Source organism: Natronomonas salsuginis, from assembly GCF_005239135.1.
Classification (GTDB): domain Archaea; phylum Halobacteriota; class Halobacteria; order Halobacteriales; family Haloarculaceae; genus Natronomonas; species Natronomonas salsuginis.
Genome location: NZ_QKNX01000001.1, coordinates 239512 through 262733 on the forward strand (window position 1 = coordinate 239512; position 23222 = coordinate 262733).

The following is a 23222-nucleotide window of genomic DNA, read 5'->3' on the forward strand; positions in this document are numbered from 1 at the left end:
TCGGAAGCCGGCCGCGGCCTCGCGCGCGTGCGGGAGCTTTATGCGTGCAGGACTGTAAGCGGAGTCAGGTATCAGATGTCTCAGGATAGCGAATACAGCGCCGGACAGATACAGGTACTGGAGGGGCTCGAAGCCGTCCAGAAGCGTCCGGCGATGTACATCGGATCGACGGACGGACGCGGCTTACATCACCTCGTCTACGAGGTCGTCGATAACTCCATCGACGAAGCGCTCGCCGGGTACTGTGACACCATCGAAGTGCTGATAAACGACGACGGATCGGTGACCGTCAGGGACGACGGACGGGGGATCCCCGTCGACCCCCACGCCGAGTACGACCGGCCCGCCGTGGAGGTCATCATGACCGTCCTCCACGCCGGGGGGAAGTTCGACAGCAAGTCCTACCAGGTCTCGGGCGGGCTACACGGCGTCGGCGTCTCGGTCGTCAACGCGCTCTCGGCGTCGCTCGACGTCGAAATCAAACGCGACGGCGCGGTCTGGCGGCACCGCTTCGATCACGGCGAGCCAGCGGGTGACCTCGAACGGATCCGCGATATGGATCCCGGCGAGGAGACCGGCACCGAGATACGGTTTCTACCCGACAGCGAGATCTTTGAAACGACGGCGTTCGACTATTCGACGCTCGAATCGCGGCTCAGAGAGCTCGCCTTCCTCAACCCCGGCGTCGAAATCACGCTCCGAGACGAGCGCGTCGAGGACGGATCGGAGTCCGTCTTCGAGTACGAAGGCGGTATCCGGGAGTTCGTCGCGTATCTCAACGAATCCCGTGACGTCCTCCATCGAGACATCATCTACTTCGAGGACGAGGCGGACGACATCCGAATCGAGGTCGCCATGCAGGCGACCGCCGGCGTTCAGGGCTCGATCCACGCCTTCGCCAACAACATCAACACCCGCGAGGGCGGCACCCACCTGACCGGATTCAAGACCGCCCTAACCCGCGTGATCAACGACTACGCGACCACGAACGGAATGCTGTCGGATATCGACGGGACGTTGAAGGGCGAGGACATCCGCGAGGGGCTGACTGCGGTCATCTCAGTCAAACATCCCGATCCGCAGTTCGAGGGACAGACGAAGACGAAACTCGGCAACAGCGAGGTTCGTGGCATCGTCGAGAGCGCCGTCCACGAGGAGCTCGCGACCTATCTGGAGGAACATCCCGACACGGCCGAATCGATCATCTCAAAGGCCGTCGAGGCGGCAAAGGCCCGGAAGGCCGCGAAGAAGGCCGAGGAGCTGACGCGCCGGAAGTCGGCGCTCGAATCGACTTCGCTCCCCGGGAAGCTCGCGGACTGTCGGACCCGCGATCCGGAGGAGGCAGAACTGTTCGTCGTCGAGGGGGACAGCGCCGGCGGGAGCGCCAAACAAGGCCGAAACCCGGAGTTCCAGGCGATTCTTCCGATCCGTGGGAAGATCCTCAACGTCGAGAAACACCGGCTCGACCGCATCCTCGAGAACAACGAGATCCGAAACCTGATCACCGCGATCGGCACCGGGATCGGCGAGGAGTTCGACATCGACGAGGCCCGCTATCACAAGATCATCCTGTTCTGTGACGCCGACGTCGACGGTGCGCACATCCGGACGTTGCTGTTGACGTTCCTCTATCGGCACATGACGCCGCTCATCGAGGCGGGCTACGTCTACGCCGCTCAACCGCCGCTCTATCGGATCCGATACGGGGGCGAGACCTACGACGCGATGACCGAGGCCGAACGCGAGAAGATCGTCGAGGAGGTCTGTGACGGCAATCCGACGCAGGTCCAGCGGTTCAAAGGCCTGGGCGAGATGAACCCCGAGCAGTTGTGGGAGACGACGATGAACCCCGACAAGCGGATCCTCAAACAGATCACGATCGAGGACGCGGCGGCGGCCGATCGCATGTTCAGCGTGCTGATGGGCGACGCCGTCGGCCCCCGTAAACAGTTCATCAAAGAGCACGCCGAGGAAGCGGAGTGGATCGACATATGAGCTCGGACGTCCCCGACACACCTGACGTGCCCGCCGAACGAGTCGAGCCCGTCCGCATCGAAGACGAGATGGAGCAATCGTACATCGACTACGCGATGAGCGTCATCGTCGGGCGCGCGCTCCCCGACGCCCGAGACGGGCTCAAGCCCGTCCAGCGACGCATCCTCTATGCGATGCACGAGATGGGCGTCACCTCGCGGTCGAGCCACCGAAAGTCCTCGTCGATCGTCGGCGACACGATGGGTAACTACCACCCGCACGGCGACTCTGCGATCTACGACGCGCTCGCTCGGATGGCGCAGGACTTCTCGCTTCGGTATCCGCTCGTCGACGGCCAGGGGAACTTCGGATCGGTCGACGGCGACCCGCCGGCCGCGATGCGGTACACGGAGGCACGGATGGCTCCGATCGCCGAGGAGCTCCTCGACGATATCGACAAGGACACCGTCGATTTCGAGGGCAACTACGACGATCGGCTGACCGAACCGGCGGTGTTGCCGGCCGCAGTTCCGAACCTGCTCGTCAACGGCGCGTCGGGGATCGCGGTCGGCATGTCGACGAACCTCCCGCCGCACAACCTCGGCGAGGTGATCGACGCCGCGATCCACCTCATCGACCACCCTGACTGCGCGGTCGCGGATCTGATCGACACGCCTGATTCCGACGGGTACATCAAGGGTCCGGACTTCCCGTCGGGGGCGAAGATCGTCAACAGGGAGGGACTGTGGAACGCCTACACCGAGGGACGCGGACGGCTCCGAGTTCGTGCGGATATCGAGACTGAGTATGCCGATTCCGGCGGCGATCGAATCGTCATTACCGAACTCCCCTATCAGGAGAACAAAGCGCGGCGAATCGAACGCATCGCCGACGACGTGCAAAACGAGAAGATCGACGGCATCCGCGATATCCGCGACGAATCCGACCGGAACGGCATCCGGGTCGTCATCGAGTGCAAACGCAGCGCGAACGCCGACGTGGTTCGAAACCAGCTGCTCGAACACCACCTCGAACGAACGTTCTCGGTCATCTCGCTCGCGCTGGTCGACGGTCAGCCCCGCGTTTTGAACCTCAAGGAACTCCTCGAACAGTTCGTCGAGCACCGCCGCGAGGTCGTCAGGCGTCGCTCGCAGTTCGAACTCGACGAGGCCGAGGACAGAGCGCACATCCTCGAGGGTCGGCTCATCGCGTTGGACAACGTCGACGGCGTGGTCGAACTGATACGCGACAGCGAGGACCGGGACGCGGCGATGGCCGGCCTCCGGACCGAGTACGAACTCTCCGAAGCGCAGGCCGAACACGTCGTTCGAATGCAACTCGGATCGCTCACGTCGATGGAGGCCGGTGAGATCGAAGCCGAGTACGGGGACGTGCAAGCCGAGATTCAGCGCCTCGAAACTATCCTGAACGACGAGAGCGAACTGCTGGGCGTCATCAAGGACGAACTCCAAGAGATTAAAGCGGAGTACGCCGACGAGCGCCGCACGGAGATCATCGAGGACGCCGGCTCCGTCACCCGTGAGGATCTCATCGCCGAAGAGCAGGTCGTCGTCGCGGTTTCGGAGTCGGACTACGTCAAACGGATGTCGCTCTCGGATTTCGACCCGCAACACCGCGGCGGCAAGGGGATCATTGGCTCGCGCCCGAAGGAGGGCGACCGCATATCGACGGTGTTCACGGCCTCGACGCACGACTACCTGCTCTGTTTCACCAATCAGGGGCAGGTCTATCGGCTGAAGGTGTTCGAACTCCCGGAGATGGGTCGAACCGCTCGCGGGACCTCGGCGGTCAACATCATCGATCTCGACGACGGCGAGGAGATCACCGCCGTCGTCAACACGGACGACGTCGACCAGGGGTATCTCGCCATGGCGACGCGGAACGGATACGTCAAGCGAACTGCCGTCTCCGCGTTCGAGAACGTCCACTCCGGCGGGATCAGGGCGCTTCGGCTCGAAGACGACGATTCGCTCGTCGACGTCGAAGTGACGCCGGGGGACGGCGACCTTCTCCTCGGCACGCGAGAGGGGATGACGATCCGCTTTGCCGAATCGGACGCCCGACCGATGGGACGATCCGCGCGCGGCGTCAACGGAATCGACCTCGAAGGTGAGGATCGAGTCGCGGGGCTCGTCGCGGCCACGGCCGACGACGACCGCCACCTGCTGACGGTGACGAAGAACGGCTACGGCAAGCGGACGCCGCTATCGGAGTATCGGCGGCAATCGCGTTATGGGAAGGGCCTGATCGACATCAAGACGGACGACCGAAACGGCCCCGTCTGCGCGATCAACGCCGTCTCGGAGGGCGACGGGCTGGTGATCATGAGCGAAGCCGGTCAGATCATGCGCACCCACGTCGGCGAGGTTTCGCGGATCGGCCGCAACACGAAGGGCGTCGTCGTCATGCGCCTCGACGACGACGATCACGTGGCCGGCGTCGACGTCGTGCCGAACGTCGAGAGTGACGACGAGGACGTAGACGAGTCAGACTAACGCCGAACGTCTTCTCACACCGATTTTTGCTCCAAGATCTCGATCGCATCGCCGACGGCGACGCGCTGACCGACCGATTCGGCCGGCACCCGCGTGTTCACCATCAGTCTGAACGGGTGGTCGAACCGATCGCAATCGGTCCACGGCGGTAGGGTCTCTCGACGCCTGCGGACGAACGTTTCGCGGAAGCCCGGCGTCGTCGCGCCGGTGTCGGGATCGCGTCCGGGAACGACGCATCGCTGACAGGGGTGCACACCGTCGATGATCGCGTCGCCGACGCGGAACGCGACGACCGAACCGGTATCGGCGAAGAGGTTGTCCTCCCAAAACGGCGGGACGCCACCGATTTCGAGATTCGCTCGGAACCGCCGCCGAGCCGAATCAGTCGTGATGTCGAACCATGCAGCGACTTCTCGAAGCGTCGCCGTCGAAATGACGGTCGGTCCGTGTCGATCCCGGTCGTCGTGTTGTCCGACTTCGTCCCGACGGACGTGTACCGGGCGGCCAAAGTGATCCGATAGCCACGCGTTCAGGTCGGCGTGTACGTCGGCCTCGGTCCGGTTTCGATCGCCGTCGTGGAGTTCGAACCGACGTTCGTCGGTCGACGGTGCAGCCTGCGCTCGGAGGGTCACGGCCGGCCCGCCCTCCTCGCGCGGGTGGTACCGCGATCGGAGACGGTGGACCGCGTCGGTCTTTTTCCCGTTGACGTAGTCCCCGTTTCCGCCGACGTTCGCAGTCGTGAGGTCGTACGGTTCCTCGGGCGGAAGATCGATGATCGCCCACCGTCGGTCACCTGAGAGGGCTCCGTCGGCCACGAGCGTCGCGCGATCGCGTCGCTCTGGGTCTAACGACTTGATCGGGAACCGAAGGATCGTCGCGAGATGCGGATCGGCATCTTCGGGATCGGTGACGTTGTGGGCACCGTACCACTCGGAAACGGCCATACCGACCCATCGGGATGCGCGGTGAAAAAGCAGAGTGGTAACGGTTTTTGTGTTTGGGGCGATAACGATCACACATGAGTGGCGACCCCTCAGACGAGAAACTGCAAGAGCTTCGCGAGGAGAAGCTGGAACAGCTCAAAGAACAGCAGGGCGGTGAGAATTCCGAGGCCGCCGAGGCCCAACGCCAGCAAGCGGAGGCCCAAAAGAAGGCGGTCCTCCGGAAGGCGCTGACCGACGGTGCGAGAAAGCGGCTCAACACGGTCCAGATGTCGAAACCCGAGTTCGGCGACCAGGTCGAACAGCAGATCGTCGCCCTGGCACAGAGCGGACGGCTCGGCGGGAAGATCGACGAGGAAAAAATGAAGGAGCTCCTCCAAGAAATGAAACCCGAGTCCAAGAGCTTCGACATCCAGCGTCGGTAATGGAGTGCGGACTGCTGTTTAGCGCCGGCAAGGACTCGTCGCTGGCCGCGCTGTTGTTGGAAGATTTTTACGACGTAACGCTTGTGACGGCGCACTTCGACATCACCGACGATTGGAAACACGCCAAACGCGCGGCCGCGGCACTCGGATTTCCCTTCGATCGAATCGAACTGCCCGCGGAGATCGCTGACGAGGCGGTCGAGCGGATGCGCGCCGACGGGTATCCACGCGCCGGGATCCAGCGCGTCCACGAGGCCGCGCTGGAGGCAACCGCGTCGGAGTACGACGTCGTCGCCGACGGAACGCGGCGAGACGATCGCGTCCCGACGATCTCGCGAGCCGTCGCACAGAGTGTGGAGGATCGCCACGGCGTCGAGTACGTCGCACCGCTCTCGGGATTCGGTCGCGGGGCGATCGACCGGTTGGTCGAGGATCGCTTGGTCGTCCGATCGGGGCCGAGCGGGGAGATACAGAAGGGCGATTACGAGACCGAACTCCGCGCTCGAATCGAATCGCGGTGGGGACGCGACGCCGTCGAGGAGATATTCCCCGCCCACGAGCAAACGCGCATCGTCGATCGAGCCTGAGGCGACAGAACGAGTCCCCGGCGGCGGTCAGCTTTTTGTCATGGCGTGTCGTACCGTGGGTAATGAAGTTCGCCATCGTCGGATACGGTCGCGTCGGGGCGCGTACGGCCGACATACTCTGGGCCGAGGGGCACGAAGTCACCGTCGTCGAGACGGACGAAACGAAGGCACAGCGGGCCGTAGACGAGGGACACACGGTCGTCAGGGGGAGCGGCGAGGACGAACGAGTGCTCGAACGGATCGGGCTCGACGACACCGACGCGATCGCCGCGCTGACGAGCGATCTCAACGTCAACTTCACCGCCTGCATGATCGCCGCCGGCCACGACTGCCGGACGGTTCTCCGGATCGACGAGGACTACCGCGAGGAGATCTACCGAAAGTACGCGGCCGACGTCGACGAAGTCGTCTACCCTGAGCGGATGGGGGCTGCCGGTGCGAAAACCGCGCTTTTGGGCGGCGATCTGAACGTTCTCGGTGACCTCACGGAGCATCTCACAGCGACGAGTCTCGAGATTCCGGACGGATCGCCGGTCGTCGGTCGGCGCGTCGTCGAGCTCGACCTTCCCGGTGGGGCCCGCGTGTACGCCCACGGCCGGCGTCGCGAACCGATGACGATCCCGCTCCCGCAGACGGAGATCGAATCGGGCGACCACGTCGCTCTGATCGCCGAACAGGCGTCGCTCGAGGAGATCCGGTCGGTGTTACACGGGTGAGTGCGAGCGCTCGAGACGACGCGTTCCGGGGATTATCTCCGGTCCGACTCGTTTCGAGCCACGCAGACGAACGTTTCGGTCCTCGACTCGGCGCGATCGACGACGAATCCGCCCTCGCTCAGCGCGGAGATCGCGTGTCCGAGATCGTGCCGCGATTCGAGCGGCGGGCCGTCCGTCCCGTAGCCCTCGCGCGCCCAGTCGATGACGACCAGCCGGCCACCCGGTCGGAGCACGCGCCCGATCTCCGCGATGGCCGCCGGCCCGGAGAACTCGTGATACGTCATCGTGGTGAAAGCGCTATCGAGCGCGTCGTCGTCGAGGGGTAACTCGTCGATGGGTGCGGTGACGGTTTCGACGTTCTTGGGGATCCCGTTCTCGGCGTAGCGCTCGTGCATCTCGGCTTGGACGTCGACCGCGTACACCGTCTCGACGTGGTCGGCGACGAAATCGGTGTAAAATCCGGTCCCGCTCCCGAGGTCGGCAACTTCGTCGTCCGGACTTGGCGCCAAATAGGTGAACAACTCCTCGTTCGAACACCACCGATACCGGCTCACGTCCTCGAGTCGGTCGGCTTGGTCTGGATCGAAGGTGTGAAAACCCATGTCCGTTTTTCGAGACTGCGCGTAATAACGCTGGCTGGTTCCGATCACAGCCGGTGGATCACTCGGCTCCCCACGGGCGATCGATCCGATCCCGGCGACCGTCGAGGACGTCGAACCGCTCCCCGCGACGCTCTTCGAGCCAGTGCAGCAATCGTTCGGCCCATCGGAGCTTTCGCGCCTTCTCGGCGCTCACTGACGGATCGTCGAACGACCACCCGGGAAAGACGAGTCGGTCGGCCCCGCAGGCGTCGGCGAGGAACGCCGCCCGATCGCCGTCGGTGAAGCCGCCGGGGTTGCTAACGGGCGGTGCCGGCGCCGCTTGTGTCGTGGGGAGGACGGAATCGAGTACGAACGTGGGAACGTATCGTTCCAGTTCGGGGACGTTGTCGCCGTGGGCGTGCGCTGCGACCGGAATCCCGCTTTCGGACAGCGCTCGCGCGGTGTCTGGGTTCTTGTCGAGATCGGTTACCATGCAATCGACCCCGATCCCGGCGTCGAGACAGACGTCGGCGGCCGTCGAGGCGGCGATGACGCTATCGGCTCGTCTCGCAACGTCGAGTTCGTCGGAGAGTGTGGGGCCGGCTCCGCAGATCGCGACACTCCCCGATAGCCTCACGTCGTCGACCCCGGGCGGATCGGCGTCGCCGACCAGCGCCGCTAATCGATCGCGCGCACGCTCGTCGGCTGCTCTCTCGTAGCCGAAGTCGTCGAGTATCGCCTCGTAGACCGGTTCCCACTCGTCGAATAGCATGGCCACTAAGCGGTGTAAAGACTGGGCCCGAAGCACACCAAGGTACCCCTACCCAGATGTGCCCTCCGGGCTTCCAACCAGGTCTTTCGGGGCATCTGGCATAAGCTTTCTTGTACTGTGAGCCGTTTGTCAGTCATTCGTCATACGCCGTCAGATCGTCGCAAACCCCGGCTACGGCATCGATAGCGGGCTTCGGACCGTCGCTGATCGCCGATAGAAGCGTTCTGTATTCCGTGACCGTCCCAACGAGTAACACCTTCTCGCCGCCGTAGACGCCCATCTCGATCCGCTCGGCCGCGTCCGAAAGAAATCTCGACGACGGACCGGGAAGCGTGAACTCGACCGCGTGTGGGACGACGGCCGGATCTTCGTTTCCGTCGCCGATTCGGCGGCTGTGCCGAGCGAACTCCCGATCCGTCGTCACGTCGAGTTCCTCGACGCCGAGCCCCGAATCTCGGCTTCGTTCACGCGTGAATTCGTGCCCGATCAGCGCCGCGTCACGCGTTTCGGCGACGTCGTGAGTCCGAACGACGTGTGCGCCGCGCTCGACGGCCATCGAAGTCGCCGCGAGCGACACCGACAGCGCTTCGTCGGTGCTCCGTCCGGCGACCTCCCGGAGGAAATTCTTCCGGTTGATCGAAACGAGGATCGGCCGCCCGTAGCCGCGAAACTCCCGGAGTCTGTCCAACGTCTCCCTGTCGTCGCCCGTCGTCTTCGCCTCCGACCAGCCGCCGAAGGCCGGATCGACGATCGTCTTATCCGTGAATCCGTTTTGTGCCAGCGCGTCGTAGATGTCGTCGACCGATTCGATTGCACCGGGGCGTTCGAGGTCGGGCGGCGAGGCCATTTTCGAAACCGCCGCGTCGTACTCCTCGCAGACGACGGGCATCTTCGGATCCGCGAACCCACAGATGTCGTTGACCATGTCGAACCCCGCGTCGAGGGCGGCCTCGGCGACCTCGTGATACCGGGTTTCGATGGACCACACCGCGTCCCCGGACGTCGATTCGAGCGTCTGGATCGCCGTCTCCAGCCGGTCGAGTTCGCCCTGGGCGGAGAGCACCTCGAAGCGTTTGTTCGCCGATTCGAGCCCCACGTCGACGATGTCCGCGCCCTCGTCGATCAGTGCCTCGTCGACGTACGCCGCCGCTTCGCTCGGATCGTCGAAGACGCTCGGATCGTACGGGGACTCCTCGGAGACGTTCAGCACGCCCATGATTCGTGGCGGATACTCGTCACCGATTTTTAACCCTGCGGCGTCGACTGTTCGCATACGGTCGGTTCGCGCGCTCGCGGGTAAAACCGACCGATACCGGAACCGTTCGGTCGGAAGACGAACGCTCTTATACGACTCGACCGCGTACCGCCGAACCGATGTCGGATATCGCCGTCGCCGTCGTCGGGGCAGAGACGCCCGGGAACGTCGGCACCATCGCCCGCTCGATGAAGAACTTCGGACTCTCGGAGCTGTATCTCGTCGATCCGCCCGAACTCGACCCCGACGGTGAAGCCTACGCCTTCGCCGGGCACGCCAGAGATGACGTGCTTCCGAACGCGACGACCGTGGATTTCGACCACCTCGTCGAGCACTTCTACACCGTCGCCTGCACCGCGACCACCAATCAGGACGCGAGAAACCACGTCAGGTATCCCTTCTTGAAGCCGGAGGAACTGGTCGACGAGATCGGGGACATCGACGCCGACGTGTGTATCGTCTTCGGCCGCGAGAGCGTCGGGTTATCGAACGACGAACTCGCGAGACTGGATCGGGTCTGCTCGATTCCGGCGAGCGGCTCGTACCCCGTGTTGAACCTCGCACAGGCCGCGACCGTCGTGCTCTACGAGCTCCGCGCGCTGACCGTCGAGTCGACCCAGCACCCGCCCGACGCCCACGAACGTGCCGACGAACGCGAACTGGAGGGACTCTATGCGACCTTCTCGGAGTATCTCCACGACGTTGGCTACCCGGGTGAGAAGATCCCGAAGACAGAGCGGCTGTTTCGACGCCTCATCGCGCGCGCGCATCCGACCGGTCGAGAGGCGCGGACGATGCGCGGCGTCCTCCGTCGAGGGGCGATGCGATCGACGGGTGAGATCCCCCGCCCCTCCGACGATGGACAAGACGGCGATGGCGATCGATGAGCCGACAGCCAACTGTTTTGCCCGCGGGCGTCACAGCTACCACATGCACGTTTCGGTAAACGCCGCCGTGAGCGCCGACGGAAAGCTCTCCTCGCGACGACGCGAACAGATCGCAATAAGCGGCGACGACGATTTCGCCCGCGTCGATCGGCTCAGAGCGGAATCAGACGCTGTCGTCGTCGGGGTTGGGACGGTGCTCGCCGACGATCCGTCCCTCGTCAGATACGACGAGACGCACCGGACGTCGATTCGGGGGGAAACCGCATCACCGCCCGCCCGCGTCGTCGTCGATTCGTCCTGTCGGACGCCGACCAACGCGGCGATCCTGGCGGGGGATCCGGAGACCTACGTCCTGACGAGCGACGCCGCTCCCGAATCCCGACTGACGGCGCTTCGAGACGCCGGTGCCACGGCGCTCGTGGCGGGAGAAGAGAGAGTCGATCTGACCGACGCGTTCGCTGCCATCGAAACGCACGGTATCGAACGAGTGATGGTGGAGGGCGGCGGTGAGTTGATCTTCTCGCTGTTCAAGGCGGCGCTCGTCGACGAGATAACTGTCTACATCGGAAACACGGTGATCGGCGGTCGGGACGCACCGACGCTCGCCGACGGTGACGGGTTCGTCGAGGCGTTCCCCGAACTCGAACTGACGTCGGTCGAGCGGATCGATTCGGGCGTCGTTCTCGCCTGGCACGTCTCGTAGAATTTCGACGTGTTAGTGTTGGTGACCGGTAAGTTCGGCGTAGCTCGCGCCGAAGCGGTCCTCGAACAGCTCCATGGTCAACTCTTCGATCGCGCGGTACTGCTCGGTGTCGCCGCCGTCGGCGTGGTGGACCGTCGCGTGGATCCGTTGGGCGCACGAAAAGAGCGCGAGGTCGCCGACGATCTCGGGGTCGCTCTCGTCGTTCTCCCGCATCAGGTCGAGCATTTCGGCCGGGAGCGTGACCTCGTCCGTCTCGTCGTCGCCTTCGATCCGTAGCGTGATCGTATCGTCTGCCATACGTCAAGTTCCGGACGCCAACGGAAGGCCCTTGCGGTGTGATGCACCGGCAACCTCGGAGCTACGTAGAACAGCCGAGCGTCTTCAGTCGTCGTCCGCCGCCGCGGTGTCGACGGACGCCTCCGTCGCGCGTTCGAGATCCTCGAGATAGCCGTCGGCATCGATCGCGGCCTTACAACCCATCCCGCCGGCCGTGATCGCCTGCTGGTAGTGGTGATCCACCACGTCGCCCGCGCCGAAGATACCGTCGACCCCGGTCTTCGTCTGCCCGCCGCCGTCGCCGCCGATCGTCTCGATGTACCCCGTCTCGTCCATCTCGACGCCGGTCCCCTCCAGGTAATCGGTGTTTGGCGTGTGGCCGATCGCCATGAACACCGCGCCGACGGCCATCTCGAATCGCTCGGTGTCGGCATCGTCGAGTTTCTCGGTCGGGTGGCCGTCGGGATGACGCGCCAAAGACGCGCCCTCGATGCCCGCCTCCGGCGAGCCGCGTATCTCGAGCAGTTCGGTGTTCGTGAGGATCTCGACTTTGCCCTCGGCTTCGAGTTCGCGGAGCCGGTCGATCCAGTAGTCCTCCGCGCGGAACTCTTCGCGACGGTGCACGACGTAGACAGTATCGGCGAACTTGGTGAGGAAGGCGGCCTCTTCGCAGGCCGCGTCGCCGCCGCCGACCACGATCATGTCCTCGTCGCGGAAGAACGCACCGTCACAGGTCGCACACGTCGAGACCCCATAGCCCATGAGTTCGTCCTCTCCCGGAACGCCGAGTGTCCGCGCCGACGCCCCCGAAGCGGCGATGAACGCGTCCGCGGTGTACACCGTCCCGTCCTGAAGCTCGACGCGATGCGGCGTCCCCGGATCGACATCGACGACGACGCCGTGATCGACCTCGGCTCCGAACCGCTTGGCCTGCGACTTCATGTTGTTCACGAGTTCGGGGCCGCCGATCCCCTCCGGAAAGCCGGGGTAGTTCGCGACGTCGGTCGTCAGCGTCAGTTGCCCGCCGGGTTCGGGACCTTCGAGCACGAGTGGCTCGTTGTTCGATCGCGCGGCGTAGATGGCCGCGGTCAGTCCCGCGATTCCGGAGCCGGCGATGATGAGCCGGCGGTGTTCGGCCTCGTCAGTCATGTCCCGTGGTAGCCGGGCGACGGGTATGTAGCTTGTGCTGTGTGGGTTCGCGAGACGTTGCTTACGGGCCGGCGAGCATGAACACCGCCAGCGCCGCGACGAGAACGAACGCGCTCCCGAGGAGAATGCCGAGAACCGCGAGTTGACCCATCGCGCGGTCGTTTGCGAGGAACGTCCCGTCGACGTCGTCCGAGAACGATGAACCAGGCATACTGGTCGGATCGACCGGCCCCTACATCAGACCCACGGTCGTTTCGAGAGCGGAGTCACGGCGAGAGCGCGTCCCGGAGCGTGCTGATCGCCCGCGTACCCGTGTGTCGGTCCGTCGGACACTCGATCGGGTCCGCGGTACCGCGCTCGAACACGAGCGCGACCTCGCTGGAGGCGAACCAGTACCCGACGATCGCCGCCACGCCGAGGCCGACGAGGATCCCGCTGAACACGAGTACGATGCCGAGCAACCGGCTCGCCCAGCCGAGTGTCTGAACGATCGTTTCGAGCCCGCCGACGCCGGGGGCGTCGGGTACCGCGATGAGATCCGTCGGTGAAATCATCAACAGGAGTACGCCGCTTCCGAGCGCGATAAGCGCGTACAAGAGCGCGCCGGGCGCATACCGGAGGAGTCCCCGCCCGCCGGATCGTCGGAGCGTGATCCCCGTGACGTTCTGTCTCGGCGTCCGCACCAGAGCCGGATCGCGATCGGGGTGATAGCTGAGAAACGCCAGGTCGGTGAGCGCAACCCAGCCCGGGGCGAGCGTCGCGGTCGTAATCGGCGGCTCTCCCGCCGGGAGACAGTCGGCTGGCTCGGGATCCTCCCGATCGATGTCGATCCGGTTGATGATTCCCGGGGTCGGGACCGAACGCTGGCTCATTTGTCTGACGTTCCGCGTCGGGCGAAAAGTAGATACGGTCGATTTCGGCCGCCGAAGCCGACCCGGTTGGGCCGGTTATGGACGTCTTACAACCCGTCCGCGAGGTGATTGGCGATCTCGTGGGCACCCTCCGCCGCGGCCAGGTCCGGACGGTCAGCCCGCACGATCTCGACGTCGCGCTGGAGTTCGTCGGTCAGTCGCCGCTCGATCTCCGCCGCGATTCCGGGGAGACACGCCATCCCGCCGGTCACCACGATCGGCTGATCGAGCGCGAGCTGGTAGACCTTCATGTAGCTGTTCGCCAGTTCGGGGAGGAAGCTGTTTGCGACCTCGTCGACGACCTCGTCGACGTACTCGTCGCAGGCGTCCATCACGCTGTGTTCGATAGTGAACTCGTGGGAACCGCCGCCGGGCTGTTGGATCACGTCGGTGAACGGCTCGAACGCCTCGAAATCGGCGTGTTCCTCTTTGTACTCTCGTGCCGTCGTGAGGTCGATGTTGACGCGTCCCTGCGTCTCCTCTTCGACGTAGTTCGCGACTCGACGGTCGACTTCGTTGCCGGTGATCGACCCGGTCGAGAGCGGAACGAGCTGTTCGCCGCGTCGGTAGGCGCACACTTCGAGATTGGTCGATCCCATGTTGATCGTCACGAAGATGTCGTTGATCGCGCCGAGGCCGTCTTCGAACGCCGGAAGGGCGCCACAGAGCGACTCGGGGTAGCTGCGGACGAGCTCCGTTCCGATGTGGCTTCCCTCGACGACGGATTCGAGGTTCGCCAGCCCGGCCTCGTTGTCGATCGTGGGAATCGCGTAGACGACGGCGCTGTTCTCCGGGACGTCGTTCGATTTTAACAGTTCTGTGAAGAACGTCGCCGCGGATTCGGCGCTCTCCTCGTCCTCTGGGAGTCCCGAGCGGAGCATGAACTCCACGGTGTCGGGGTACTCGGTCGCGGCCTCCTCGCCGTAGAGTATCCGTTCCTCGCCGGTAAGCACGTCCTCGTAGGTCGCGAGACAGGTGAGCGTTCGAACAGTTTCGGTGTCCTCGCCGTCCGGAGACGGATAGACGATGACGGTTCGCGTGCTGCCGAGTTTGACGCCGACCGGGACGACGGCGTCGTCCGACGGTTCCGGTTCCGTGTCCGCCTGCTCGTGGGTATCGGTTTCGTCAGTCTCGGCTTCCGTTTCACTCATATACCCGTTCATCGACCGAGGGTGTCAAATAAGCTTCCCCGAGTTCGACGTTCGTCTCCCCTCAGTCGGATCGCTTGCCGATCTCCTCGCGCAACAGCTCCGAGACAACCTCGCCGTCGGCCTTGCCGCGGAGCGCGCCCATGCACTCGCCCATGAGCCCCGAAAACGCGGCCATCCCCTCCTCTCGGACCTGCGCTTCGTTCCGCTCTATGACCTCGACGACGGTCTCTCTGACTTTCTCTCGGTCGACGCCGGCCAGGCCCGCAGCCTCGATCCCTTCCGTTGCCGAGAGGCGTGGGTCCTCGGCGAGTTCCGTGAGGACCGGTCCGATACCCTCGTTGGCCAACTCGCCCGCTTCGACGAGTTCCAGAACCGAGAGGAGGTGCTCCTCGGTCAGGTTCTCGACCGGGACGTCGTCGCGTCGAAGCTCCGTCAGCGTCGATTCAAGCGTGCTCGCGGCGGTGGTCGGATCGGCGCCGCGCTCGATAGCCATCTCGAAGGTCGGCATGTGTCGGCCATAGGCGACCTGTCGTGCGAGCCCCGAACCGAGTCCGAAGGCCGTCTGATAGCGTTCGACCTTCTCCGTGAGCAGTTCCGGCACCTCGACGTCCGACGGGTCCGGCTCGACCGGCGGCACGTCAGTCTCGGGATACATCCGCGCCGCGCCGGGAAGCGGGCGGAGATAGCGGGACGTCCCGTTCTCGTTCGCCCCCCTCGTCTCCTCGGGGACGCCGTCGATCGCGATTTCGGCCCGGTCAGCGACCGCGTCGATCGCTCGCCTCGCCGTGGCCTCGTCGTCCGCGACGAGCGCGACCGCGTCCTCGCTGCCGGCCCCGACGGCCTCCCGGAGGGCGGCGACTTCGGCCTCCGTGACTCCGTAGGCCGGCAGTTCGTCCGTGTGGAAGATGCCACCCGCACCGTGTCGTTTGGCGTGATCCGACAGTTCCGTCCCGAGACGGCGGTCCGGCTGTATCTCCCGACCGACGAGTCCGTCGAAGCCGTCCAATCTGACGGCGAACACGGTTTCGGCCCCGGCGATGACGCCGCTGTCGGTCTCCGCGAAGACCTCCGTGACCGCCGTCGGTTCCGCGACTGCCGCGTCGCGAGTCTGCAACTCCGCTGCGATTTCGAGCAGCGCAACCTGTCGTCCGACCTCGCCCTCGACGAGGTCGTCGATGTCGTCGAGGCTCTGAACGCCCTTCATCTCGACGCGCGCGCCCTCCTCGATCGAGACGTTCACGTCCTGTCTGATGGTGCCGAGCCCGCGCTTTACCTTCCCCGTCGAGCGGAGCAACATGCCGATTCGCTCGGCCGCTTCGCGGGCCTGTTCCGGCGAGCTGATGTCGGGTTTCGTCCCGATCTCGACGAGGGGGATACCGAGGCGGTCCAGCCCGTAGGTCACTCCGCCGTCGTGTTCTTCGATCCGTGCCGCGGACTCCTCCTCCAACAGCATGTCCGCGATGCCGACCGACCCGTCCTCGGTTTCGATCTCGCCGTCGGTGGCGACGAGCGTCGAGCGCTGAAACCCGGACGTGTTCGATCCGTCGACGACGATCTTTCGCATCACGTGGGCGCTGTCGACGACTGTACAGTCCATGAGCGCCGCGATCTCGAGGGTCGTCTCCAGCGCCTCGGCATCGAGGCGTCCCGGGGGCTCGTCGTCTTCCTCGACGAGACACGTGGTGTCGAACGAGAGGTACTCGAACTCCCGATCGACGCGGGACTCCTCGAGGGCGGCCTCGTCGAGCTCCCCGAGTTCGGACTTCGTCGGGTGGAGATAGCGGGTGAAGGATCGAACCGATTCCTCGGGCTCACGTCGCTCGGTCGGGCAGCCACAGAAGAGCTTGCTCGCCGTGTCGAGCTGTTGGTGGATCTCCAACCCGGCGACGAGCCCCAGATCCTCGTAGTCGTGGGTCATTACCACTCGATGCGGCGCGGACCGTCAAAAAAGACACCATCCAGTCGAACGAGCGACGACCGCCGATCGGCGACCGAACTACTCGAAATCGCCGCGTTCGAGGGCGGCGCGGAGGACCATCCCCAACGCGAGGTGCTGTCGGGCAGCCGCGGCGACGTTCGATCGCGCGGTCTCGGCGTCGTGGAGCGTGTACTCCTTCGTCTTGACGAGTTCGCGCTGTTCCAGCACGTCGGCGTCACAGAGGTCGTGAAGTCGCGGGTAGACCGTCCCCGGACTGAGGATCGTGTCGAACTCCTGTGCGAGGTCGTCGAGCAGCTGCTTGCCGTGCGTGTCGGCCGTTCGGAGCGCGACTAGCGAGAGGAGCAGTTCGTCGAGCGAGGATTTGACGTGCGTCTCGTCGAACGAGAACGACTCCGAGCCGAAAAGCGACGATTCGACCTCGGAAACGATCTCCGAGGCCGCCGTGCCGGGTTCGTCCGTCTGTCCGGTCCCGTTCAGTTCCGCGCGGAGCTGCGAAACGGTGATCGAGTGGGGGCTGTCCTCGGAGCCGATCTGGGTTGGTGACGTCATCTTCGTCATGTATCCTCCGATGGTCCCTACCCATATAATGCGAGTTTAGCGTTTTCAAGGCTGGAATAAGGACCACTATATTTATATATGACTATCACATTTCCGTGAAAGTCTCGAAAAAAGACGTTCGATAACCGACGGATCCCCTATGGGTTCAGTCGTCGCCGAGGATGACGCGCTCGGTCATCGCGCGTGGATCGAGGACCTCGTCGGCCTCGTCTTCGGTGAGATAACCGCCCTCGATCGCGACTTCTCGAACCGACTTCCCTTCGGCGAGCGCCTGCTTTGCGACCTTTGAGGCCTTATCGTAGCCGATCGCCGGATTGAGCGCCGTCGCGAGTGCCATCGACTGATCGACCTGTTTCTTGCAGTGGTCGACGTTGGCCTGCAGCTTGCCGACGAAGCGCTCACCGAACGTCTCGGCGCTGTTGGCGATGAGTTCGGCGCTCTCGAGGAAGTTGTGCGCGAGCACCGGCTTGTAGAGGTTCAGGTCGATCTCGCCGCGTGCGGCGCCGGCCGCGACCGCCGCGTCGTTGCCGACGACCTGCTTGTGGACCTGATTGACTGACTCGGCGACCACCGGGTTGATCTTGCCGGGCATGATCGAGCTTCCAGGCTGGTTTTCGGGCTGCTCGACCTCACCCAGGCCGTTTCGCGGCCCCGACGCCAGCAGCCGAAGATCGTTCGCGATCTTGTTCATCGAGCCGGCGACCGTTCGGAGCGCGCCATGACCCTCGCTCATCGCGTCGTGTGCCGCCTGCGCCTCGAAGTGGTTGTCGGCTTCGCGGAACGCGAGGCCGGTCTCATCGGCGATGTTTGCGGCGGCGAGTTCGGGGAACTCCGGATGGGTGTTGAGCCCCGTGCCGACCGCCGTGCCGCCCAGCGCGAGTTCACCGAGTCGCTCGCGGGTCGCTTCGATCCGGTCGATCCCCTTCTCGATCTGTGTCCGGTAGCCGCCAAACTCCTGACCGAGACGCACCGGCGTCGCGTCCTGAAGATGCGTTCGCCCCGTCTTTACAACATCGTTGAAGGCATCCTCCTTCTCGGCCAGTTCCGAGGCGAGCACTTCGAGCCCCGGGATGGTATCTTTTTCCACGGCTTCGAGCGCGGCCACGTGCATGGCTGTGGGGATCACGTCGTTGCTCGATTGGCCGTAGTTGACGTGGTCGTTCGGGTGGATCTCGCGGGTGCCGATCTCACCACCGTAGATCTCTGTGGCGCGGTTCGCGATCACCTCGTTCGCGTTCATGTTCGAGGACGTCCCCGAGCCGGTCTGGAACACGTCGACCGGGAACTGGTCGTCGAGGTCGCCGGCGATGACCTCGTCAGCCGCCTCAACGATCGCCTCGGCTTTGTCCTCCTCGAGGAGCCCGAGCTCGAGATTCGCCTCGGCGGCCGCCTTCTTCACGATGCCGAGCGCGCGAATGAAGCGCCGGCCGAACACGATCCCGGAAACCGGGAAGTTCTCGACGGCTCGCTGGGTCTGTGCGCCCCAGTAGGCGTCCGCGGGGACGTTCATCTCGCCGAGACTGTCGCGTTCGATCCGGTAGTCCGTGTCTTCGTCCGTCATGGGTGAACGCTCACACGCCGATACGTAAAGGGCATCGAAACCTCGCTCGGGGCGAGGCAGTTATCGCTCGTTGGGATTTGCCTCGGATATCTTTATCGATGCGCACGTGCATTCGATCGATGCCCGAGGAACAACTGTTCAAAACGGAAGCCCGACGAACTCGTACCGAGATCGCCGAAGCGCTCGTCGCCGCGGCCGAGGAGATCGAGTCCGGAACCGTCGACCTCAAAGACGAAAGCGAGAGGCAGCGTGTGGCGCTCCCCGAACGGCCGCTGTTCGAGGTCGAACTCGAGCGCCTGACTGACTCGGAAACCGGCGAGATGCGGTACGAACTCGAATACGAGATCAGGTGGACAGAGGCGGGGGCGGCGTGACGAACGAGCCTACGCGTCCGGCGTCCGGGTCGTGAGCTCCAGCGCGTGGATGTCGGTCGTCATCGCGTCGCCGAGAGAATCGTACACCAGTTGGTGTTGCTCGACGAGCGAGAGCCCCTCGAACGCCGGCGAAACGACCGTCGCGCGCAGATGGTCGTCGTCGTGTTCGCCGCGGGCGCGCTCGACCGTCGCTTCGCAGGATTCGATCGCGTCCTCGATTCGAGCCTGAACTTCTTCTGGAGTCATACGCGGCGTTCGGATCGCCGTGACCAAAAGCCCGCCGGGAGCGAGTCGGCAACCGGAATTAGCTCCAGCGGTCGAGCCCGGTTTGGACGACGGCGTCCTCGATCCGCTCGAACCCCCGCTCGACCTCGTCGGCCGGGATCTCCCACTGCTCCGTGACGTACGTTCGAGCGGCGTCGATATCGGGGTCGATATCCGTGTCGTAGCCGTACTCGTCCGTGACCGCCGGATCCAAGAACATCGCGCGGATCCGGTCAGCGTGCGGGATCGATTCGCCGCGCGCGTCGAGTGCGCCGTACAGATCGCCGTGCTCGCGAACGAGCTTCACGGCGGTCTTCGGCCCGACACCCGCGATCCCCTCGTTGAAGTCCGTCCCCATCAAGATCGCGGCGTCGACGAGTCCCTCCCAGGTCAGCTCGAGCGATTCGAGCGTCCGCTCGAAATCCATACACTCGGGGTCACCGCTGCTTGTCAGCCCCCGAAGCGTGTACGGCGCGCCTAACAGGAGCGTGTCGTAGTCCTCCGAACCGGCGTAATCGACGTCGCCGTACCGCGCCATGTGCGCCGCTTGCGCTTCCCCTTCTGCCGGTGCCTCAACGATCGGAACGTCGAGGAGTTTTAATAACTCCCGGGTCGTCTCTTGGATCGTCTCGGTCAGCCGTTGGGTTCGGGATTCGAGCGTCGATATTTCCGCCGCGTCCGCTTCGCCCGCCCGTGCCGCTTCGAGCTCCGATTCGTACCGCTCGCGTTGGTTTCGACGGCTCTCGACCTCGTCGGTCTTCAGCTCAGTGACCCCGCCATCGAAGACGAAGATCGGTGTCATGTCTGCTTCGAGGAACTTCGGGAGTCCCTGAACGACGCCGATGAGGTTCGCCACCTCGACCCCTTGGTGAGTCGTATATATCGAACTCGACGTGAACCGGACGGTGGTCGTCAGATACCGATAGAGCCAGTTGTGGGCATCGATCGCCACGACCGAACCGGTGAGCTCCGCGAACGGCTTGGGCTCGATCACCGCCAACTGCCTGAGATCCGCATTACCCATTGGACCCCATTGGGGTGGGTGGGGTTTGAATCCGCCGACCCGTCCGCGAAGCGACTCGCACCGGGCACGGTCCGTTTCGAGCGACGAAACGAACCTCGAATTACGCACAACGACGGTATGCCCTCGTGCGGTAGGGGTGTTCATGTGTGCGTGCGCTCTCGATAACCGGATTCAACGAACCGACGAATCGCTGGCGCTCGACTCGTGGGGCGATCGATCGTCGGCTGTGACGCCGGATCGGCACGCGCCGACTCGAGCGGCGGGCGACACTCAACGTCGACCCCCAACGGACGATTCTCAGCGGTGAGCAACCGTGATTCGATTCATCGACTCCGCTCGAAGACAACGCTCCGCGCCCCCATCACGGAGCCTCGCTCGCTGATGTTCGATCGCCAGCGGCGAACGTTTTTTGTCGCACTGCTCGTGACGGTCGGCGTCGCGTTCGCCGTCGCGGGACTGACGCTGTGGTTCGTGCTGATACGACCGCAGACGACGGCGCTCAATCAGGCCGTGTTGGGCATCATCGTTCACGTGCTGTTCGGCTACGTCGTCATGATGGCGGGCGTCAGTATCGCTCGCAACAAGTTTTCCATACACCAGTGCGTCACCGCCGTCAAGTGGTGTTTCGGCGGCGCGGCGTTCATGGGTCTTCTGGCCGTCTGGCGGGCCCTCCCCGAACTCAGAGCGGGAGCTAACCTCTTGGGGATCTTGAACGAACTCGTCCTCATCGGATCCGTCGGGGCCGCGGCCGGGGTCCTCGTCGGACTGAATCGGGGACAAGCGATCCGAAATCGGGAACTCGTCTCACAGAAGGAAACCCGCGAGGAGACGCTGGTCTTTCTGCTGCGGTTGCTCGACCACGACATCGGCAACCACCTCTTTGCCATCTCGAACCACGCCCGCTCGATCAGGCCGTCGACCTTCGATCCCTCACCCACGCCATCCGAGGCGATCGAGGAGCGGGCGGCGAACATAGAGCGACTCCTCGAGACGGCGAACGTGGTGCTCGAATCGGAGACGGGCGATACAAGCTTCGACCGCGTCGATCTCTCGTCGGTCATTCGAGAGCAGGCGAACATCGTCCGCGCCGATGTCCCCGACGTCGATCTGTGCGTGGAACTTACCGACGAGCTGTACGTCGAATGCGATCGGTTCGTCGGTGACGTGTTCAGAAACCTCCTGGAGAACGCCGTCGTTCACAACCCGTCCGACGATCTCACAGTCACCGTTACGGGCTCTGTCGTCGACGACGCGGTGGAGGTCGCCATCGAGGACGATGGGGTCGGAATCCCGGACGACGTTCGCGAAGACCTTTTCGATCCCGGCGTCCGAGGTGACGTGAGCCCGGGGGACGGAATCGGTCTCTATCTCGTGAGAAAGTTCGTCAAAAGTTACGACGGCAGTATTTCGATGTCTGACCGCTCGCCCAACGGGACACGGTTTCAGCTGCGGTTCCCGCGCGCAGCGATCGACAACAGTTCGTCGTAGTTCATCTCCCAGCGGGCCCCAGCGCGTCGGATACGTCCGGGAACAGCGAATCGAGATCCGGGTTCGGATCGACCCGCTCGAACGCCCGACCGGTTTTCGATACCACGTCCGCGGCCGCGAGATGTTCGAGGTGGGCGAACGCTTCGCCCGGCCCGTGGAGGATGTGGATCGACGAGAGCGAGCCGAACAGTTCGGCGCTGACCTCCCACGGCGTCGCCGAGCCGGCATCGAGCACCGAGAGCACTCGCTCGGTCCGCTCGCGGTGATGAACGACGATGTCCGCCGCCCGCCCGGCTGGATCGATGATCGGCCCGCGGTGGCCGGGCCACGCGCGCGTGTACCCGCGATCGATGATCCGAACGAGCGTTTCGAGGTACGCCTCGAGTGCCATCTCGACGCGCGTGTCCGCGCCACCGACGTTCGGCGTGTAGTACGGCAACAGCGCGTCGCCGCTGAACACCTCCTCGCCGTCGCGCCCCTCGAACGCGAAACCTGCGAGTCCAGCCGCGTGCCCCGGCATGTGGACCGCCTCCAGTTCGACCGAGCCGAGGTCGAACGTCCGGCCGTCGGAAAACGTCGTCACGTCCGGAGCCGCTCCGCGGACATCGGACGTCGAGTCGAGAAATGCGAGCAGTTCCGCCTGCTTTCCGTCCGGCATCCCCCACTCGTCGATCACCCGCTGCATCCGATCCGACTCCGCGGCTACCGCGTCGGGATCGTGTGCGATGAGCGGTGCGTCGGCCTCGTGGGCGAAGACCTGACACCCGCTTTCGGCCTGAATCTCGCCCGTCAGCCCGGCGTGGTCTGCGTGATGGTGCGTCAAGAGGATCCGCTCGATATCGGAAAACGACAGGTCGTATCGACCGAGTCCGTCGCGAAGTTCCTGGCGCGTTTCGGGTATCGAGATACCCGTATCGATCAGTGTCGTGGTGGCGTTCGGCTCGAGGCCGAGGAGGTACGTGCTGTTGTTCCCCTCGAACGCCGTGTTGCCGAGCGAGAGGACGCCCAACTCGAATCCGAGCGCTGGATCGCTCATCGCATCACCGCCATCGCTGGACCGACGTGATCCGTCTCGTCGACGATCCGGTCGATGGCGGTTCGAAGCGCCGTGCGGAACTCGAAGGTGATTTCCATACCCAAGAGAGGGACTTCGATAGCACAAAACGTTTC

At 64.4% G+C, this 23222-nt stretch carries 24 protein-coding genes; 9 read left to right on the top strand and 15 right to left on the bottom strand.

Going from position 1 to position 23222, the window contains the following annotated elements; all coding sequences use genetic code 11:
- Positions 1-75: 75 nt before the first annotated feature.
- Positions 76-1995: a DNA topoisomerase (ATP-hydrolyzing) subunit B gene (gene gyrB, locus DM868_RS01415; RefSeq protein ID WP_137275077.1), complete on the top strand. Its 1920-nt coding sequence runs from the start codon at positions 76-78 to the stop codon at positions 1993-1995.
- A complete protein-coding gene (gene gyrA, locus DM868_RS01420; RefSeq protein ID WP_137275078.1) occupies positions 1992-4490 on the top strand; it encodes a DNA gyrase subunit A in 2499 nt (832 codons plus the stop codon). The genes gyrB and gyrA overlap by 4 nt, the downstream gene beginning before the upstream one ends.
- A gap of 14 nt (positions 4491-4504) precedes the next feature.
- Here gyrA and DM868_RS01425 read toward each other — a convergent pair whose 3' ends face one another.
- On the bottom strand, positions 4505-5434 hold the full coding sequence (locus DM868_RS01425; protein ID WP_137275079.1) for an MOSC domain-containing protein: 930 nt from the start codon (positions 5432-5434) through the stop codon (positions 4505-4507).
- A 74-nt stretch (positions 5435-5508) separates the two neighbouring features.
- Here DM868_RS01425 and DM868_RS01430 point away from each other — a divergent pair, with 74 nt between their 5' ends.
- The 3 genes from DM868_RS01430 (at position 5509) to DM868_RS01440 (ending at position 7159) form a co-directional block, all read left to right on the top strand.
- Complete coding sequence (locus tag DM868_RS01430) at positions 5509-5856, top strand: DNA-binding protein (RefSeq protein ID WP_137275080.1); 348 nt, start codon at positions 5509-5511, stop codon at positions 5854-5856.
- Positions 5856-6443 (top strand): DUF7411 family protein, encoded by a 588-nt coding sequence (locus tag DM868_RS01435; RefSeq protein ID WP_137275081.1) that lies wholly within the window; start codon positions 5856-5858, stop codon positions 6441-6443. The genes DM868_RS01430 and DM868_RS01435 overlap by 1 nt, the downstream gene beginning before the upstream one ends.
- A 62-nt stretch (positions 6444-6505) precedes the next feature.
- Entirely contained in the window at positions 6506-7159 is a 654-nt protein-coding gene (locus DM868_RS01440) for a potassium channel family protein (protein ID WP_137275082.1), read from the top strand.
- 32 nt (positions 7160-7191) lie between these two features.
- Here the strand turns inward: DM868_RS01440 and DM868_RS01445 are convergent, their stop codons facing one another.
- The 3 genes from DM868_RS01445 to folP form a co-directional block, all read right to left on the bottom strand.
- Complete coding sequence (locus DM868_RS01445) at positions 7192-7761, bottom strand: class I SAM-dependent methyltransferase (protein ID WP_137275083.1); 570 nt, start codon at positions 7759-7761, stop codon at positions 7192-7194.
- Between the two features lie 58 nt (positions 7762-7819).
- The gene (locus tag DM868_RS01450; RefSeq protein WP_137275084.1) at positions 7820-8512 is read right to left on the bottom strand and encodes a 6-hydroxymethylpterin diphosphokinase MptE-like protein; all 693 of its coding nucleotides are present in this window, start codon (positions 8510-8512) and stop codon (positions 7820-7822) included.
- 133 nt (positions 8513-8645) lie between these two features.
- Positions 8646-9785: a dihydropteroate synthase gene (folP, locus tag DM868_RS01455; RefSeq protein ID WP_137275085.1), complete on the bottom strand. Its 1140-nt coding sequence runs from the start codon at positions 9783-9785 to the stop codon at positions 8646-8648.
- Positions 9786-9886: 101 nt separating this feature from the next.
- Here folP and DM868_RS01460 point away from each other — a divergent pair, with 101 nt between their 5' ends.
- Positions 9887-10654 (top strand): RNA methyltransferase, encoded by a 768-nt coding sequence (locus tag DM868_RS01460; RefSeq protein WP_137275086.1) that lies wholly within the window; start codon positions 9887-9889, stop codon positions 10652-10654.
- A gap of 43 nt (positions 10655-10697) precedes the next feature.
- Complete coding sequence (locus DM868_RS01465; RefSeq protein ID WP_137275087.1) at positions 10698-11357, top strand: 2,5-diamino-6-(ribosylamino)-4(3H)-pyrimidinone 5'-phosphate reductase; 660 nt, start codon at positions 10698-10700, stop codon at positions 11355-11357.
- A 12-nt stretch (positions 11358-11369) separates the two neighbouring features.
- On the opposite strand, the gene DM868_RS01470 is transcribed toward DM868_RS01465, so the two are convergent.
- The 8 genes from DM868_RS01470 to DM868_RS01500 form a co-directional block, all read right to left on the bottom strand.
- A complete protein-coding gene (locus DM868_RS01470; RefSeq protein ID WP_137275088.1) occupies positions 11370-11654 on the bottom strand; it encodes a DUF7545 family protein in 285 nt (94 codons plus the stop codon).
- 84 nt (positions 11655-11738) lie between these two features.
- The gene (locus tag DM868_RS01475; RefSeq protein WP_137275089.1) at positions 11739-12782 is read right to left on the bottom strand and encodes an NAD(P)/FAD-dependent oxidoreductase; all 1044 of its coding nucleotides are present in this window, start codon (positions 12780-12782) and stop codon (positions 11739-11741) included.
- A 61-nt stretch (positions 12783-12843) separates the two neighbouring features.
- Complete coding sequence (locus DM868_RS14985; protein WP_170964405.1) at positions 12844-12993, bottom strand: hypothetical protein; 150 nt, start codon at positions 12991-12993, stop codon at positions 12844-12846.
- Positions 12994-13048: 55 nt separating this feature from the next.
- On the bottom strand, positions 13049-13654 hold the full coding sequence (locus tag DM868_RS01480; protein WP_137275090.1) for a hypothetical protein: 606 nt from the start codon (positions 13652-13654) through the stop codon (positions 13049-13051).
- 86 nt (positions 13655-13740) lie between these two features.
- Positions 13741-14844 carry a rod shape-determining protein gene (locus DM868_RS01485; RefSeq protein WP_137275091.1) on the bottom strand — a complete coding sequence of 368 codons (1104 nt, stop codon included), beginning with the start codon at positions 14842-14844 and terminating at the stop codon, positions 13741-13743.
- A gap of 61 nt (positions 14845-14905) precedes the next feature.
- Positions 14906-16762: a Glu-tRNA(Gln) amidotransferase subunit GatE gene (gatE, locus tag DM868_RS01490; protein WP_137275092.1), complete on the bottom strand. Its 1857-nt coding sequence runs from the start codon at positions 16760-16762 to the stop codon at positions 14906-14908.
- 78 nt (positions 16763-16840) lie between these two features.
- On the bottom strand, positions 16841-17341 hold the full coding sequence (locus tag DM868_RS01495; RefSeq protein WP_137275093.1) for a helix-turn-helix transcriptional regulator: 501 nt from the start codon (positions 17339-17341) through the stop codon (positions 16841-16843).
- Positions 17342-17486: 145 nt separating this feature from the next.
- Positions 17487-18902: a class II fumarate hydratase gene (locus tag DM868_RS01500; protein WP_137275094.1), complete on the bottom strand. Its 1416-nt coding sequence runs from the start codon at positions 18900-18902 to the stop codon at positions 17487-17489.
- A 119-nt stretch (positions 18903-19021) separates the two neighbouring features.
- Here DM868_RS01500 and DM868_RS01505 point away from each other — a divergent pair, with 119 nt between their 5' ends.
- On the top strand, positions 19022-19276 hold the full coding sequence (locus tag DM868_RS01505; protein WP_137275095.1) for an amphi-Trp domain-containing protein: 255 nt from the start codon (positions 19022-19024) through the stop codon (positions 19274-19276).
- A gap of 9 nt (positions 19277-19285) precedes the next feature.
- Here DM868_RS01505 and DM868_RS01510 read toward each other — a convergent pair whose 3' ends face one another.
- Positions 19286-19522 (bottom strand): BolA family protein, encoded by a 237-nt coding sequence (locus DM868_RS01510; protein WP_137275096.1) that lies wholly within the window; start codon positions 19520-19522, stop codon positions 19286-19288.
- A 58-nt stretch (positions 19523-19580) separates the two neighbouring features.
- On the bottom strand, positions 19581-20564 hold the full coding sequence (fen, locus tag DM868_RS01515; RefSeq protein WP_137275097.1) for a flap endonuclease-1: 984 nt from the start codon (positions 20562-20564) through the stop codon (positions 19581-19583).
- 303 nt (positions 20565-20867) lie between these two features.
- Between fen and DM868_RS01520 the strand changes: the two genes are divergently transcribed.
- Positions 20868-22052 carry a sensor histidine kinase gene (locus tag DM868_RS01520; RefSeq protein ID WP_137275098.1) on the top strand — a complete coding sequence of 395 codons (1185 nt, stop codon included), beginning with the start codon at positions 20868-20870 and terminating at the stop codon, positions 22050-22052.
- Position 22053: 1 nt separating this feature from the next.
- Here the strand turns inward: DM868_RS01520 and DM868_RS01525 are convergent, their stop codons facing one another.
- Positions 22054-23088: an MBL fold metallo-hydrolase gene (locus DM868_RS01525; protein ID WP_246048996.1), complete on the bottom strand. Its 1035-nt coding sequence runs from the start codon at positions 23086-23088 to the stop codon at positions 22054-22056.
- Positions 23089-23222: the final 134 nt, after the last annotated feature.